This is a genomic window from Dactylosporangium aurantiacum, from assembly GCF_000716715.1.
Lineage (GTDB): Bacteria > Actinomycetota > Actinomycetes > Mycobacteriales > Micromonosporaceae > Dactylosporangium > Dactylosporangium aurantiacum.
On sequence record NZ_JNYJ01000001.1, the window covers coordinates 253,287 to 269,370 of the forward strand.

The 16,084-nt window shown below is 76.9% G+C and carries 11 protein-coding genes; 7 read left to right on the top strand and 4 right to left on the bottom strand.

Annotated features, from left to right (window positions below; all coding sequences use genetic code 11):
* The first annotated feature begins 45 nt into the window (after positions 1 to 45).
* The 4 genes from OP18_RS01180 (at position 46) to OP18_RS01195 (ending at position 3,645) form a co-directional block, all read left to right on the top strand.
* Positions 46 to 939: an ABC transporter ATP-binding protein gene (locus OP18_RS01180; RefSeq protein ID WP_033356733.1), complete on the top strand. Its 894-nt coding sequence runs from the start codon at positions 46 to 48 to the stop codon at positions 937 to 939.
* 1 nt (position 940) lies between these two features.
* Positions 941 to 1,678, top strand: coding sequence for an ABC transporter permease (locus tag OP18_RS01185; RefSeq protein ID WP_033356734.1), 738 nt, complete (start codon positions 941 to 943; stop codon positions 1,676 to 1,678).
* Between the two features lie 29 nt (positions 1,679 to 1,707).
* The gene (locus OP18_RS01190) at positions 1,708 to 2,820 is read left to right on the top strand and encodes a sensor histidine kinase (RefSeq protein ID WP_156089220.1); all 1,113 of its coding nucleotides are present in this window, start codon (positions 1,708 to 1,710) and stop codon (positions 2,818 to 2,820) included.
* Positions 2,821 to 3,039: 219 nt separating this feature from the next.
* Positions 3,040 to 3,645: a response regulator transcription factor gene (locus OP18_RS01195; RefSeq protein WP_033356979.1), complete on the top strand. Its 606-nt coding sequence runs from the start codon at positions 3,040 to 3,042 to the stop codon at positions 3,643 to 3,645.
* 19 nt (positions 3,646 to 3,664) lie between these two features.
* Here the strand turns inward: OP18_RS01195 and OP18_RS51900 are convergent, their stop codons facing one another.
* Positions 3,665 to 4,780: a hypothetical protein gene (locus OP18_RS51900; RefSeq protein ID WP_156089221.1), complete on the bottom strand. Its 1,116-nt coding sequence runs from the start codon at positions 4,778 to 4,780 to the stop codon at positions 3,665 to 3,667.
* 104 nt (positions 4,781 to 4,884) lie between these two features.
* Positions 4,885 to 6,057, bottom strand: a complete 1,173-nt coding sequence (locus tag OP18_RS01205; RefSeq protein WP_033356735.1) for a S8 family peptidase — start codon at positions 6,055 to 6,057, stop codon at positions 4,885 to 4,887.
* Between the two features lie 112 nt (positions 6,058 to 6,169).
* On the opposite strand from OP18_RS01205, the gene OP18_RS51040 reads away from it, so the two are divergent.
* A complete protein-coding gene (locus OP18_RS51040; RefSeq protein WP_043787131.1) occupies positions 6,170 to 8,935 on the top strand; it encodes a CHAT domain-containing protein in 2,766 nt (921 codons plus the stop codon).
* A gap of 76 nt (positions 8,936 to 9,011) precedes the next feature.
* Positions 9,012 to 12,320, top strand: coding sequence for a hypothetical protein (locus OP18_RS61705; RefSeq protein WP_169788938.1), 3,309 nt, complete (start codon positions 9,012 to 9,014; stop codon positions 12,318 to 12,320).
* A gap of 388 nt (positions 12,321 to 12,708) precedes the next feature.
* Here the strand turns inward: OP18_RS61705 and OP18_RS51905 are convergent, their stop codons facing one another.
* Positions 12,709 to 13,926 carry a glycosyltransferase gene (locus OP18_RS51905; protein ID WP_052386049.1) on the bottom strand — a complete coding sequence of 406 codons (1,218 nt, stop codon included), beginning with the start codon at positions 13,924 to 13,926 and terminating at the stop codon, positions 12,709 to 12,711.
* Positions 13,927 to 14,077: 151 nt separating this feature from the next.
* On the opposite strand from OP18_RS51905, the gene OP18_RS01230 reads away from it, so the two are divergent.
* The gene (locus OP18_RS01230) at positions 14,078 to 14,740 is read left to right on the top strand and encodes a DUF998 domain-containing protein (RefSeq protein ID WP_033356736.1); all 663 of its coding nucleotides are present in this window, start codon (positions 14,078 to 14,080) and stop codon (positions 14,738 to 14,740) included.
* A gap of 50 nt (positions 14,741 to 14,790) precedes the next feature.
* Here OP18_RS01230 and OP18_RS01235 read toward each other — a convergent pair whose 3' ends face one another.
* Positions 14,791 to 16,053, bottom strand: coding sequence for a DUF2786 domain-containing protein (locus OP18_RS01235; RefSeq protein ID WP_245635214.1), 1,263 nt, complete (start codon positions 16,051 to 16,053; stop codon positions 14,791 to 14,793).
* Between the last annotated feature and the right edge of the window lie 31 nt (positions 16,054 to 16,084).

Genomic DNA, 16,084 nt, shown 5'->3' on the forward strand with positions numbered 1-16,084 from the left:
CACACGCATCTGCCCCCGCCGCCGGCCGGACCGTAGCGTCGGGGCATGACAACGGTCGAGCTGGATCACGTGTCGTACGCCTACGGCGGAGCGACGCCCGCGGTTCGCGATGTCTCCCTGCGGATCGGGGCGGGCGAGGTCGTCGCGATGCTCGGCCCGAACGGCGCCGGCAAGTCCACGACGCTGCTCATGCTGCTGGGCATGCTGCCGCCGCGGACCGGCACCGTGCGGCTGTTCGGCGGGCCGGTCGCCGCCGCCGTCGCCGCCGGCCGGGTCGGCGCCATGCCGCAGGCCGGTGGGGTGCCGCCCCGGTCGAGCGTCGGTGACCTGCTGGAGTTCCTGCACGCGGTGTACCCGCAGCCGATGCCGGTCGCGGAGGCCCTGGCTTTGGCCGACCTCGGCGGGCTCGCCGGGCGGACCGTGGAGCGGCTCTCCGGCGGGCAGCAGCAGCGGCTCCGCTTCGCGATGGCCGTCATCGGCCGGCCCGACCTGCTGGTCCTCGACGAGCCGACGGCCGCGCTGGACGTGCAGGCCCGGCGGGAGTGCTGGGCGGCGATCCGCCGGTACGCCGCGCAGGGCCGCACCGTGCTGTTCTCCACCCACCACCTGGACGAGGCCGACGGCAACGCCGACCGGATCGTCGTGCTCGACCGGGGCACGGTCATCGCCTGCGGCACCGCCGCCGACGTGAAGCGCCGCGTCGGCGTGCGCACCGTGACCGTCACCGCCGGCGCGCCCGCCGGCTACGCCGACCTGCCCGGGGTCGTCGCGGTCGCCGACCGCGGCGGGCGGGTCGCGCTCACCACCACCGACTCCGACGCGACGGTGCTCGCGCTCGCCGCCGCCGGCCTGGTCCGCGACCTCGAGGTCGCCGGCGCCGGCCTGGAGGAGGCGTTCCTGTCCCTGACCGCCACCGCACCGCGCACCGAAGGGGTCTGACATGCGCGCGTACATCCGGCTGGAGCTGCGGCGGCTGGTCCGCTCGCCCGGCATGCTCATCCTCACCGTGGTGATGCCGCTGCTGAGCTACCTGCTCTTCACCAACATCCCCGGGCTCACCGGCCAGGAGCGCGACGTCGCCGCGACGTACGCGATGGTCAGCATGGCCGGCTACGGCGCGGTCGGCGCCCTGCTCAACTACGCCTCCGGCGTGGTCGTCGACCGGTCGATCGGCTGGATGCGCCAGCTGCGGCTCACGCCGCTGTCGCCGGTGCGGGTCGTGGTCGGCAAGGGGCTCGCGGCGATGGCGACCGCGGTCGTGCCGGTGACCGCGCTGTGCGCCGCCGCGGTGGCGGTCAACGGCGTGCGGCTGGACGCCGGGCAGTGGCTGGCGGTCGTGCCGCTGCTGTGGCTGGGGGCGGCGCCGTTCGCGCTGCTCGGCCTCGGTATGGGATACCTGGCGACCGCGCAGACGGTGCAGCCGCTGAACCTGCTCGTGTACCTGGGGATGTCGGTGGCCGGTGGGCTGTGGCTGCCGCTGGAGGCGCTGCCGGGCTGGGTGGCGGCGCCCGGGCGGTGGCTGCCGACCCACGCGTACGCCGACATGTCGTGGCAGGTGGCGTTCGGCGGCGCGCCGACCGTCGCGGACGTGGCGACGCTCGCCGCCTGGACGGCGGCGTTCACGGCGCTGGCGGTCGCCGGGTTCCGCCGGTCGGTCCGCGGCACCGTGAGCCTGTAGGCACCGGCGGGAGGACTAGGGTGGAGCGCATGCCCGTGCAGCGGTGGAGGCCGTCGGCCGGTGGGCTGCTCTGGGTCGGGGTGTGGACGTTCCCGCTGCTGGACCCGGCCGGCACGGTCACCGCGACCCCGGGCGGGATCGTCGCCGGGGTCGGGCTCGGACTGTTCACGGTCGCGTACGCGCTGCTCAGCACGCTCGGCTTCGACCACCGCGAGGACCTGGAGCGGGTCGCGACCGTCTGGTTCGCGGGCGTGGCGGCGCTCGGGGTGGCCCTCGCCGCGGCGTACGGGGAGCGCTGGCTGATCGTGCTGCTGTTCGTCAGCGCGTGCGGCATGGCGGTGTACGGCGGCCGGGAGCGCATGACCGTGGCCCTGACGCTGCTGGCGGCGGTGCTGGTGCTGGAGGTGCTGCTCGGGCTGCTGCACCACGCGGACCCGGCGCGGCTGGTCAGCACCCTGGTCGCGACCGTGCTCGCGTCGGGTCTCGTCGGTGCGGTCCGCCAGATGGGCCGGCTCATCGCCGAGCTGCAACGCACCCGGGAGGCCCTGGCCACGGCCGCCGTCGCGGAGGAGCGGCTGCGCTTCTCCCGGGACCTGCACGACCTGCTCGGCCACACCCTGTCGGTGATCGTGGTGAAGGCGGAGGTGGTGCGGCGCATCGCCGAGCGCGACCCGGCCGCGGCCGCCGCGCAGGCCGCCGACATCGAGGACATCGGCCGGCGGGCGCTGGTGGAGATCCGGGAGGCGGTCACCGGGTACCGGGAGGCCGGCCTGACCGCGGAGCTGACCCGCGCGAAGGGGATGCTGTCCAGCGCGGGGATCACCGCGTCGGTGCAGCGCACCGCGGACCCGCTGCCGGACGACGCCGACCGGCTCCTCGCCTGGGCGCTGCGGGAGGCGACGACGAACGTGGTCCGGCACAGCGGCGCGCACCGCTGCGACATCGAGATCGCCACCGTGGACGGCGCGGCGGCGCTCAGCGTCGTCGACGACGGCACCGCCACCGCCGCGGCCGCTCCGGCCGCCGGGTTCGGCAACGGGCTGCGGGGGCTGACCGAGCGCCTCGGCGCGGCCGGCGGCACCGTGCAGGCGGGCGCCCGCGACGGGGGCGGGTTCGCGCTGGTCGCCCGGGTGCCGCTGTGAGCGGCCAGCGCAGCGGCTCGGGCCGCGAACCGTGGGTTCAGTGTGGGGTCGCGGCGGCGCCGGAGCGCAGCGGAGGTGGCGGCGTGAGCGGCCAGCGCAGCGGCTCGGGCCGCGAACCGTGGGTTCAGTGTGTGGGCTCGCGGCGGCGCCGGAGCGCAGCGGAGGTGGCGGCGTGAGCGGCCAGCGCGGCGGCTTGGGCGCGGCCGGTGGGGTGTGCCGGTGATCCGGGTGCTGCTGGCGGAGGACCAGGGCATGATGCGTGGCGCCCTCGCCCTGCTGCTCGGCCTGGAGCCCGACCTCGACGTGGTGGCGCAGGTCGCGACCGGCGACCAGGTCGTGCCGGTCGCGGTGCGGGAGCGGCCCGACGTGGCGTTGCTGGACATCGAGATGCCCGGCGGCGACGGGATCACCGCGACCGCGCAGCTGCGCCGGCGGTTGCCGGGCTGCCGGGTGCTGATCCTGACGACGTTCGGGCGGCCCGGGTACCTGCGCCGCGCGATGGAGGCGGGGGCGAGCGGTTTCCTGGTGAAGGACGGCCCGGTCGAGGAGCTGGCGGCGGCGGTGCGCCAGGTGCACGCCGGTGGGCGGGTCGTCGACCCGGCCCTCGCCGCGGCCGCCCTCGCCGCCGGGCCCGACCCGCTCACCGACCGGGAGCGTGACGTGCTGCGCGAGTCGGCGGGCGGCGCGACCGTCGCCGACATCGCCGCCCGGCTGCGGCTGTCGGAGAGCACGGTGCGCAACTACCTGTCGGCGGCGATCACCAAGACGGGCACCCGCAACCGCATCGAGGCCGTCGGGGTGGCCCAGTCCAACGGCTGGCTGTGATCCGGCCCCCGGCGTCCGGTCACGCCGCCGGTCTGGTGGCCGCGGCGGCGCCGGTCGGGCCGTGCCGCTGCCAGTGCCGCAGCATCGGCGCGGCGTCCCAGCCCAACTCGCGGGAGCGGTACTCGGCGTCCGCGCACCGCGCCGTCCAGCTGCGCGCCGCCGTGCCGGGCGGCTGCTCCGTGGGCCGGTCGCGGGGCAGCAGCTCGTCGCGCAGGTCCTGCAGGACGCGGATCGAGTGCTCGAACGCGGGCACCTCCCGGTCGCGGTCGCTGAGCGCCGCCATCCAGTCCACGTCGCGGCCGTCGCAGACGGTGCAGGCGCAGCCGAACAGCTCCGGGTCCGGGCGGCCACGGTGCGCCCTGGCGATGGCGCCGATGCGGCGGTACGACAGCGTGGGGCGGAACACGGCCGACGGCGCCACGGGGCGGAACCCGTGCGGGCGCGCGCCGGGCCGGGGCGGCGGCGTGCGGGGCGTGAGGTGGCGCAGGCCGGCCACGGTGCCGACGGCGGCGGCGACCGCGCCGTGGCACAGCGCGCCGAGCGCCGACACGTCGCAGCGCAGCAGCAGCGTCGGCACCCCGCAGCCGAGCACCGCGAGGAGCCCTTCGACGACGCCGGGGAGGGCGAACGGGTCGCGGCCGGCCTCCAGGACGAGCGCCACGGGCACGCCGGCGGCGCGGATGTGGCCGGTCAGGACGGTGCGGTGCAGCCGGTCCTGCAGCCAGGCCGGGTGCAGCGGCAGGACGGCGATCGTGCCGGGCAGCACGGCGGTGCGGTGCAGGATGCCGGCGAGGCCCGGCTCGTCGCCGCTGTCGACGTACCCGGAGTCGGTGAGCACCGGCAGCCCCAGCTCCCGCTGCCGGCGCAGCCACCGCGGGTTGAACGGCGCGCTCGCCGGCAGCCGCGCCTGCCCCGCGTAACGGGCCGCGTCCAGCAGCAGCGGCGCCTCGAACCTGCGCTGGCGCAGCAGGTACGCGGCGGTGGCGAGCAGGCCCGCCTCGTCGCGCTGGTGCGGCGACACGACCAGGCCCGCGCCGGGCCGCTCGGCGACCGGCGCGCAGCGCAGCGCCTGGTTGGCCGAGCAGTGCACCAGCAGCGTGCCGTCGGTGATCATGGCATTCGTCGGTCCCGTCACTATTGGTACATCGATCGTAACCAATGGTGCGGGATTCACGAACATTCACGTTCGTACGTGTGTGCCATCTGGAGAACCGGCCGCCGCCGCGGCCGGCGCCCCCGTCAGTGCAGGGCCGGGTAACCGCCCAGCGGGGTGCTCTGCGCCCCGGCGCGGACCGCGGCGGCCGCGGCGGCCACCGAGCCGGCCGTCGCCACCCGGTCGACGATCGCGGCGACGACCTTCGGCGTGGCGAACGACGTGCCGCTCCACGCCGCCCAGCCGCTGCCGAACGACGCGTGGTGGATGTACGTGCTGACGACGTCGGCACCGGGTGCGGCGAGGCTCACCCACGGGCCGGTGTTGCTCCACTCGCAGATCGCGGTGCCGTCGTGCGCCGCGACCGCGAGGACCTGCGCCGCCCAGCCCGCGGTGTCCGCGGTGAACGCGGCCGGCCAGAACGGCCGGTCACCGTCGCCGTTGTTGCCGGCGGCGGCGACCACGACCCGGTCACCGCCGGACAGGAACGCCTGCAGCGCGGCGGACAGCGCCACCGGCGGCAGGTCACCGACGGTGTACCCGCCGAGGGACAGGTTGAGCACGTCGGTGTCGGTGAGGCCGGTGATCGCGGCGGCGAGGTCGGCCTCGGTGCACACGCCGAAGCTGTCGAGGATCTTCACGATGCGCACCTGCGCGCCGGTGGTGCCCTGCGCGACGATCCCGGCGATGAAGTTCGCGTGGCCGACGTCGGAGTCGAGCATGCCGTCGGCGTCGCCGTCCAGCACCGTCTCGTGGTTCTCCGGCGTGGCGGTGTAGCAACCGGCCGGCAGCGGGCTGTCCAGCCAGATGCCGGTGTCCATCACCACCACCCGTACCGGCGCGGTGGTCTGCGGCGACGGGACCAGCTTCGCCGGCGGGGCGTCGACGGCGACCGGCGGGCCGAACGGGCCGCCGTGCTCGTGCGGGGTGGACATGAACACGTGGTTGGCCCCGGCGACCGAACCCGCCGGCAGCTGCCCGCGCAGCCGGCGCACGGCGCCGGCGACGTCCAGGCCGGACGCGCGCAGCCGGCGCAGCCCCGCCGCCGGCTCGTCCTCGGTGATCTCGCTGCTGCGGTGGCCGAGACCGGTCAGGGTGCGGTGCGCGAGCGCGGTGCCGGAGTCCTGGACCAGGATCTCGTCGGCGACGAACCGCACCGTGCGGCCGGCGTGCGTCTCCGTGCGCAGCCACGGCAGGCCCGACAGGCGCTCGTCGCGGGTCTGCAGCCACCGTTCCAGACGTTCCCGTGCAACGGACATGCTCGCTCCTCAAACGATCACAGTGCTTCGCGGTCGGTTTCCGTGTACGCACCCATCATCAGACGGACCGCTGACATGAGTCGCCGCCGCCCGGCCGTGATACACATCGGGGGTGTTCTCCACCGCCGACGAGCTGGCGCAGCGGCTGTTGCCGGTCGTGATGGCCGACCCCGGCAAGGCCAGGGCGCTCGCCGACGCGGCGCTGCGCGACGCGCTGCGCGGCGGCGACCACGCGGCGCAGGCGGTGGCGCTGCGCACGCTCGGGCTGGCCGCCCGCGCCCGGCACGACGCGGCGGACGCCGCCCGGCACCTGCGCGCGTCGATCGCGGTCGCCCGCCGGCACCGCCTTACGCAGTACGAGGCGGAGGCGCGGATGAGCCACGCCCTCATCCTCGACGACCTCGGCCGCCCCACCGCGGCGCTGCGCGAGATCGACCGGGCCATGGCGGACCTGCAGGGGCAGCGCCGGGCCCGGGCCACGATGCAGCGGGCCCTGATCCTGCGCCGGCTCGGCTTCGACCGGGAGGCGATGCAGCTGTACCGGGCGGCGCTGCGCGCGTTCCGCCAGTCCGGCGACGCGGTCTGGGAGGCCCGGACGCTGACCAACCGCGGGGTGCTGCACGGGTACCGCGGCAACCTGCGCCTCGCCGAGGCCGACCTGCGCGCCGCGCAGGCGCTGTACAACCGGCTCGGGATGGCGACCGCCGCCGCGCAGGTCGAGCACAACCTCGGGTTCGTCGCGGCGCAGGCCGGTGACGTGCCGACCGCCCTGGCCCGCTACGACCGGGCCCACGACCGGCTGTGGAACACCGGCGTCGACGCGGTCAGCCTGCTCGACCGCGCGGACCTGCTGCTGTCGGTGCGGCTGCTGCCCGAGGCGGACACCGCGATCCGCGCCGCCATCGCCGCCTGCACCGACGGGCACCTGGACTCGATCCTCGGCCAGGCGCACCTGATGATGGCCCGGCTCGCCCTCGCCGCGGGCCCGTCGCGGGCCGCCGAGTCGAAGGCCGCGGCGGCCGCCGCCCGCAAGGTGTTCACCCGCCAGCGGCGCGGCGTGTGGATCGCCCGGGCCAGGGTCGCCGAGCTCGCCGCGGTCGTCGCGTCCGGCCGGGCGCACCGCGGCACGCTGCGCGACCTGACCACCGCCGGGCGGGCCCTGGTCGCGGCCGGCTGGCCGCACCCGGGCTGGGAGGCGCTGCTGGACGCCGCGCAGCTCGCCGTCGACCTCGGCGCCCGCGACACCGCCGCGGAGCTGCTCGCCGAGGCCGCCCCCGCGGCGAAGCTCGGGCCGGCGCCGCTGCGGGTGCGCTGGTCGCACGTGCGCGCCCGGCTCGCCCTCGCCCGCGGCGCCACCGCGGAGGCGGCCCGGGCCGCGACCGCCGGGCTGCGGGTCGCCGACGAGTACCGGGCCAGCCTCGGCGCGACCGAGCTGCGGGTCCGCGGCAGCGTCGAGGCGGCGGCCCTGGCCGGGCTGCGGCTGCGGCTCGCCCTCGACCACGGCGGCCCGCGCGAGGCCCTCACCTGGGCGCAGCGGTGCCGGTCCGCGGCGCTGTCGCTGCCGCCCACCCACCCGTCCAGCGACCCGGTCGTGGCCCGGCACCTCAGCGAGCTGCGCCGCATCACCGGCGAGCTGGCCGCCGCGCCGGCCGGGCCGCAGCGCGCCGGGCGGCTGCTGCGCCGGCAGCGGTCCCTGGAGGCGGAGATCCGCCGCCGCTCGTGGCGGGTGCCGGGCTCCGGGCCGACCGCGCGGACCGACGTGCCGTTCGCCGACCTCGTCGCGGCGCTGGACGGGCGGGTGCTGCTGGAGCTGCTCGCGATCGACGGGGTGCTGCACGCGCTCGTGGTGTCGCCCGGGCGCCGGGCCGCTTCCGGTGCCGGTGCGGCTTCCGGCGCCGGTTCTGGTGCCGGTTCTGGTGCCGGTTCTGGTGCTGCTTCCGGCGCCGGTTCTGGTGCTGCTTCCGGTGCTGCTTCCGGGGCCGCTGTTCGGGTCGCGCACCGGGTGGTCGGGGCGATCGCGCCGGTCGCGAGGGAGCTGGAGCACCTGCGGATCGCGTTGAGCGGGCAGATCCTCGGCCACGGCGGCACCAGCGCCGGCCGGGTCGCCCGCGGCGTCGAGGCCCTCGACCGGCTGCTGCTCGACCCGGTCGCCGACCTCATCGGCGACGCCGGCCCGATGGTGCTGGTCCCGACCGGGGCGCTGCACGCGATGCCGTGGGCGATGCTGCCGCGGCTGCGGGGGCGCCCGACGACCGTCGCCCCGTCCGCCGCCATCTGGTGGCGGGTCGCGACCCAGCCGGCGGTCGAGGGCCCCACCGTGCTCGTCGGCGCGCCGTCCGCGGCGCAGGCGGCCGACGAGGTCGAGCAGATCGCCGCCGACGAGCGCGCCGCCGGGCGGCCCGCGCCGGCGGTCCTCGCCGGTGAACGGGCCCGGGTCGGGCCGGCGCTGGCCGCCCTCGACGGGGCCGCGATCGGGCACATCGCCTCGCACGGCGAGTTCCGGGTGGACAACCCGCTGTTCTCGTTCCTCATGCTGGCCGACGGCCCGCTGACCGTGTACGACCTGTCCGTCCTGCGCCGCCCGCCGGCGCTGCTGGTGCTGTCCGGCTGCGACACCGGCCTGGCCGACGTGCACCCGGGCGACGAGCTCATGGGCCTCGTCTCGGCGCTGCTGAACATGGGCACCGCCACCGTCGTGGCGAGCACGGGACCCGTCGACGACGGCGCGACCAGGCTGCTGATGCGCGACCTGTACGCCCACCTCGGCGCCGGTCACCGGCCGGCGGCGGCCCTGGCGATGGCGCAGTCGGCGGCGCAGGCCCTCCCGCCGGCGCTGCGGGCCAGCACCGACAGCTTCGTGTGCTTCGGGGCCGGCTGAGCCCGTCCCGGACTTTGTGAAATTTTCTCCGGTTCGGCTGGCGGAAGTGTCGGACCCCGGCTCTACGATGTGCCGCATGCGTCGCCCGTGGACCCCGTTGAGCGCAGCCGTGGTGCTGCTGGTGCTGGGCGCGCTCGTCGCCTGGGGCGTCGGCGGCGCGCTCGGCCTGTCGTTCCGTCCGGTGGCCGTGCCGGCCGAGCGGGCCGCCGCCGCGCCGGTGACGCCTCTCGTGCCGCCGCCGCGGATCGGCGCGATCACGCACGACATGCCCGGCGACCCGCGGCTCGCCCTGGCCGCCGCGGCGGTCGCCGACGCGCTCGTCCAGCGCGGCCTGCCCCGCCCCGCGGTCGGCGCCGCACCCGTCGACGGCGCCGCCGGCGCGACGCTGCGGGTCACCGTCGGCGGGGCGCCGCCCGGCCCGTCGCCGGAGGCCTACCGGCTGGGCGGCGACGCCGCCGGGATCACCCTGGAGGCCGCCGGGGTGAGCGGCGCCGTCACCGGGCTGTATGCGGTCGCCGACCGGATCCGCTCCGGCGTGGCGGTGCTGCCCGCCGACGGGCCCGCGGTGTTCGCGCCGCGGCTGGGCCTGCGGCTCACCGACGCCGGCTCCGTCGGCCGCGAGCCGGACCCGGCCGCGTTCACTGCCGGCACCGACTATTCGCTCAACACCGACGTGGTCGGCGGGGCGCTGCTGCCGGCGGCGCCGTGGGTCGACCGGGCCGCCGTCGACCGGATCGCCGGGCAGTTCCGGCAGTTCGTCGAGCACTCGCTCGCCCAGGGGTATAACGGCGTGGTCGTCCCCGGCTTCCTGGAGTACGTGACGTTCGCCCGCGTCGGCGACGGGCACGCCGTCTACCCGGCCGGCGACGAGCACATCGCCCGCGCCGAGGCGCTCGTCGCCGCGTTCGCCCCCGTGTTCCGCCACGCCGCCGACCTCGGCATGCGGGTCTACCTGCTCACCGACATGCTGGCCGTGTCGCCGCCGCTGGAGCGCTACCTGCAGCGGCAGTTCGGCGGGCTCGCCGTCGAGGATCCGCGGTTCTGGCAGGTGTATCAGCTGGGCCTGGCCGAGCTGTTCACGTCGATGCCGTTCGTCGCGGGGCTCATGGTCCGCATCGGCGAGGGCGGCGACGTCTACGCGCAGTCCGGCTGGGACTACTCGTCCAAGCTCGCGGTCACCGGCGTCGGCGCCGTGCGCGCCATGCTGCGGGCGCTGCTGGACACCGCCGGCGCCGCCGGCAAGGAGGTCATCTTCCGCACCTGGACCGTCGGCGTCGGCGCCGTCGGAGACCTGCACACCAACGCGGCGTCCTACGCCGAGGTCCTCGGCGGTGTCGACGACCCGCACCTCATCGTGTCGACGAAGTACACCCTCGGCGACTTCTACAGCCACCTGCCGTTCAACGACACATTGGAGTCCGGCGCGCACCGGCGGATCGTGGAGTTCCAGGGCCGGCGGGAGTTCGAGGGCTTCGGGGCGCTGCCCAACGACCTGACCGGGCTGCACCAGCAGGCGCTGCGCCGGTTCCTCGCCGCCAACCCGCACGTCGAGGGCGTCTGGACGTGGACGCAGGACGGCGGCCCGCTGCGCGCCGGGCCGATGTCGCTCTACCTGCGGACCGGCTTCTGGCAGCTCTACGACCTCAACGCCTACACCCTCGGCCGGCTGGCGCTGGACCCGGACACGCCGGCGGAGCGGTTGACCGCCGACTGGGTCCGGCAGACGTTCTCGACCGACCCGGCGACGGTCGCCGCCGTCTGCGAGATGCTCGCGCTGTCCCGGGAGGCGGTGACGAAGGGTCTCTACATCGGCGCGTACGCGGACCGGTCCGTGCGCGCCCTCGGCCTCGAGCCGCCACCGATGATGTGGATCTTCGAGTGGGACATCGTCACCGGCGACTCGGCGGCCCTGGACAGCATCTACGCGGTGACCCGCGACGCGGGCGCCGCCGGTGGTGCCGCCGGCGCGGACCCGGTCGGCGCGGCGGTCGCGGAGGGGGAGCGGGCGGTGGAGCTCGCCGGCCGGATGCGGTCCCTGGTCGCGGACACCGACCCCGGCACGTGGCGCGACCCGGTGCTGCGCGCGAAGCTGGTCGACACGCTCACCTACGAGGCCGACCTGTTCACCACCCTCGGGGCGTACCGGGCCATGGTCCTGCGGCACGCGCAGTGGCTCGACACCGGCGACGGCGCCGCGCACGCCGCGTGGCGCGACGCCGAGCGCCGCTACCTCGCCGCCCGTGCGGCGCACGAGACCCGCTACGGCGGCGACGTGGACCTGCCGGCGTACAACTTCACCGCCGCCGACCTGGGCGCCGCCCGCGCCGACCGTGACCTGCCGATGGCCTGGCTGGCCCGGGCGCTGCTCGCGGCGCTCGCGGCGACCCTGGCCGCCTGCGCCCTGCTCGCCCGCCGCACCCGCCGCCCCGGCGGTTCCGGCGACCCCGGCGACCCCGGCGGCTCCGGCGGCTCCGGCCGGTTCGGCGACTCCGGCCGGTTCGGCGGGGGAGGGTTGCGGGCGTTGTGGATCGGCGCGACGCGGCCGTGGCGGCTCGCCGACCTCGTTGCCCTGGGGGGTCCGGTGTCCACCTTGGACACTCCGGCGGCCGGCGGCGCGGACGACGGCGGGCCGGACGGCAGGTCGAGCGGCGGGCCGGCCGGCGGGTCGGGCCGGTATGCGCCGACGCGCGCCGACCGGGTCGTGGTGGTCGCCGTGCCTGCGGTGGCCCTGGTCGCGAGCCGCCTGGTGTTCACCTGGTTCGCGGCGCCCGCGCACCTGCTCGTGACGCTCGGCGCGTGGCTGCTGTTCGCGGTGACCGCGAGGCTGCTGCTCGGCCGGCGGGACCCGTTCCGCCTGTGGGCCGCGATCGGCGGGGTCGCGCTGCTGCGCACCGTGCTGCTCCTGGCCGTCCTCGCGGTGCGCGGCCCCGGCCTGTACTGGCTGCGGTTCTGGACCGATCCGGCGGCCAGGTCGGTGTATGTCTGCGTGGCGTTCGCCGCGTTCGCGTGGCTGTTCGTGGCGACGGCCCTCGTCCTGCGCGACGGCCACCGCCTGCGCCGCCGCCGGGTCGCCGGGACCCTCCTCGTCGCCGCCGGTGTCCCCCTCGCGCTGCTGGGCGGCCTGGTCGCCGCCGTCGGCCTGGAGCGCGCCCTCACCGTCTGGAACGATCAGCTCGCCCTCCTGCCGTGGGGGCTGTCCCGGATCCTGGGCATCACCGTGTACCTCGGCATCCCGACCGGCCTGCCGGCCGCCGCCGCCGGCTTCGGGCTGCTGCTCGTCGCCGTGGGCGCCGCCCTGTCGGCGACGACCGTGCCGCACCCGTTCCGCCCGCGCCGCCGTCCCGCGGTGGACCTCTCCGCCGAGCCGTCCCCGGCCAGCCGGTGAAGGCCGGTGCCACCACCGGGGCGCACCCGCCGGGTCGATGACGGCGAGGCCCGCCGCCGGGTCTGTTCGGCGGGTGGTGACGGCGAGGCCGCGCGGGGTCTGTCCGGCGGGTGGTGACGGCCGGGCCGCGTGGGATCTGTCCGGCGGGTGGTGACGGCCGGGCCGCGGGATCTGTCAGGCGGGTGGTGACGGCCGGCGGGCCGTTGACGGGTGCGGTCAGGTAGCGGCCACGTCCTGGGTCGCTCCGGCAGTGGGCGTGACGGGTGGGCGTGACGGGCGGGCGGCACCCGGCACGGTGTTGAGCGAGGCGATCGCCGTCTGATGAACGGTCTGGCTGGTGCAGCGGCTCACCGGTCGGCCACCGCGGCTGGCTCAGCGGTCAGCTGGTTCAGCCGGTGAGCGTGCGCAGCACCGTGGGGGCGTCGGGCATGGCGGCGAGCTCGGCGCGCACCGACGCGGCGGCGGTGCGGAACGGGGGCTCGTGCAGGAGGCGGGTGACCCGCTCGGCGACCGCTGACCCGGTCACCTCGGCCGGGTGCAGGGCCAGGCCGGCGCCGGCCAGCTCGACCGCTTCGGCGTTCATGAACTGGTCGCCGCCCTGGGGCAGGACCAGGTGCGGCAGGCCGTGGGCGAACGCGCCGAGCATGATCCCCGCGCCGCCCTGGGAGACGACCGCGGTGCAGCGGGGCAGCAGGAGCGTGTGCGGCAGGTACGGGGCGAGCACCACGTGCGCCGGCTGCCGGCCGAAGCCGGTCGGGTCGACGGCGGGGCCGACGGTGGCGACCACGTTCACCGGCAGCGCCGACAGGGCGGCGATCGCGGTGTGCAGCACGTTGCGGTTGTCGTGGAAGACGGTGCCGAGGGTGACGTGCACGGTGTGCTCGAACGGCAGCGCGTCGAGGGCGCTCGGCAGCCGCTCGCCCGGGGCCGGGGCACCGGGGACGGGCCGCAGCGGCACCGCGGCCGCCCAGATCCGCTCAGCCCCGGCCGCCTCCGTCGAGCCGTTCACTCCCACTGCCCCCGCCGAGCCGTTCGCCCCCGCCGCCCCCGTCGAGCCGGGAACCCCTGGTGCGGCCGCCGGCGGGACGGGCGCGGTGGCCGGCCCGGCCGGTGGGCGGCGCAGGCTGGGCGGGCACAGCTCCAGGTAGGTGGCGGCGCGGTGGTCGGCGGCGGTGCCGTACAGCGCGAACAGCTCGTCGAGAGCCGGGCCGAGCGCGCCCCACAGCTGGATCGGCGGCATGATGCCGATGCCGTGCACGACCTGGCGGGCGCCGGTGACGGCGGCGGCGACCGGGCCGGCGAGCTCGGTGTCCTCGGAGACGACGAGGTCGGGCTTCCAGTCCGCGGCGCGCGGGACGAGGTCGGCGGCTCGGGCGCGGGCGGAGCCGGCGAAGTACGCGAGCCAGTTCGCGCCGGGGCCGCCGCCGGCCTCGCGGTGCGTCGGCCCGACGGTCCACGTGGCGACGCCCCGGTCCCGCAGGTGCGCCACGACGTCGGCGCCGGTCGCGACCACCACGTCGTGGCCGGCGTCGCGGGCCGCGTCGACCAGCGGCAGCATCGGGTTGACGTGTCCGAACATCGGGCACGCGGTGAAGAGGATCCGCATGCCTGGTCCACGCGCCCGGCGCCGTGCCGGTTCAGCCGGAACCGCGGCGGAAACTTCCGCGGAGCGCTGTCGAAACCGTGGCGGGCCGTTCGACGCGTCAGTGAGCGCACGACACCGTGGCGCTCCCGACGCTCACCGGAAGGGTCCGATCATGATTGACACCACCGCCCCAGAGATCCGGACCGCCGCGCCGCGTGCCGGTGCGGGACTGCTCGCCGGGGCCGGGGTCCTCGCCGCGCCGCTGTTCACCGTGGCCGCCGTCGCGCAGGCGGCGGTCCGCGACGGGTACGACATCACCCGCCACCCCGTCAGCATGCTCGCGCTCGGCGGCCCCGGCTGGGTGCAGACCACGAGCTTCGTGGTGACCGGGCTGCTCAGCGTCGCCGGTGCCGCCGGGGCCCGCCGGCTGCTGCGCGGCGGCCGGGGCCGCACGTGGGGGCCGCTGCTGTTCCTGTTCATCGGGGTGGGGCTGCTGGTGGCGTCGGTGTTCGAGATGGACGCCAGCGACGGGTTCCCGGTCGGTACCCCTGACACCCCGCTGACCACGATGAGCGGCCACATGATCCTGCACAACGTCGGCGGCAGCCTGTCGTTCTTCTCGATGATCGCGCTGTGCTTCGTCCTCGCGGCCCGGTTCGGCGCCGAGGGCCGCACGGGCTGGGCGGTGACGGGCCGGGTCGCCGGGGCGCTGTTCGCGGTCGGTCTCGGCTGGGCGATGACCGGCGGCGAGGCGGGCGCGCTCACCCTGTTCCTCGGCGTGGCCGTCGCCTGGAACTGGATCGCCGCCGCGGTGGCGATCCTGCTGCGCCGCTAGCGGATCCGGCGGCGGCCGCTGCCCGGGCACCGCCGCCGCCCGGTGCGCCGTCAGCCCCGGTGCAGGGCGGCGCGGTCGGCGGCGGCGCGGCCGGAGTCCCAGCCCTCGTCGCTGTCGACGCGGGTGCCGCGGCCGCGGACGGTCCGCGGGAAGATCCGGTGCATCGTCTCGCGGACCTGCGCGTCCCGGGCGGCGAGCACCGGCAGCAGGTCGGCCGGCGCGCCCGGTGCGGGCCGGGCGGCGTCGGTGACGGCGGCCTCGCTCGCCTGGGCGAGCCGCTCGCCGATGCGGACCGCGAACCCGACCAGGAACGACTGCCGGAACGTCTTCAGCCTGGCCCGGCCCGCCTTGCCGCCGGCCTGCCCGCCGGAGGGCTCGGCCGCCGACATGGCCCGGTTCGCCTGTACCAGCAGCGACGTGTGCAGCAGGTCGACGGCGTCGATGTCGCTGTCGAACCCGAACACGGTCGCGAACCCCAGCTCCGGCGACCACACCGCGTAGCACCGGTTCGCGTCGGCGACCGCGTCGAGGAGGGCGGCCTTCTCGTGCTCGTACGGGTGGTCGACACCGATCCGCCGGGCGAACGGCACCACGGCCGCCGCCGCGCCCCGCGCCACCAGCAGCGCCTCGTCGATGCTGTGCCGGGCGATCAGCTCCTGCGCCTTCGCGGTGTACGTCTCCGCCTCGGCCGGGTACGTCGTCGACTCCGCCTTCGCCAGCAGCGCCCGCACCCGGTCCAGCAGCCGCACGTCCACCCGCGGCGCCCCACCGGCCCCACCGGCCCCACCGGCCCCGGCGGCACCACCGGCCCCGGCGGCACCACCGGCACCGGCAGCAGCAGCGGCACCGGCGGTCCCGGGCGGCGGGACCAGCACCTCGATCGGCGGCAGGGTCCGCAGGATGCCGAGCAGCACCAGCACCGTGTCGAGGACCTCGACCCGGTCGACCCGCCACCGGGCGGCGAGCCCGTCGACGTAGCCGCCGTCGGCCGCCCACCACACGGTCGCGCCGAGCGCGTCGGCCTGGGCGCGCCAGCGCGGGTCGACCGCCGCCGGCGGGAAGCCGCGCAGGTGCGCCGCGACCGCGTCCGTGACGAGCTGGGTGTGTGGCACGCCGCCGCGCCGCCCGACGACCCGGTGCAGCTCGCCGGGTTGCCAGCCGCGCTCGAACAGCCGCGCGCAGGCCGCCTGCAGGGTCTTGAACAGTGCCGGGTCGACCTCGGCGGCGGGGGTGACGGTCAGCGTGTCGAGGCCGCGTTCGTAGCCGACGCCGCCGTCGAGCACCGCCATGATCAGTTCCGCCGCCGTCCGCACCGGGCAAGGCTACCCGGACGCGGCGTGACGG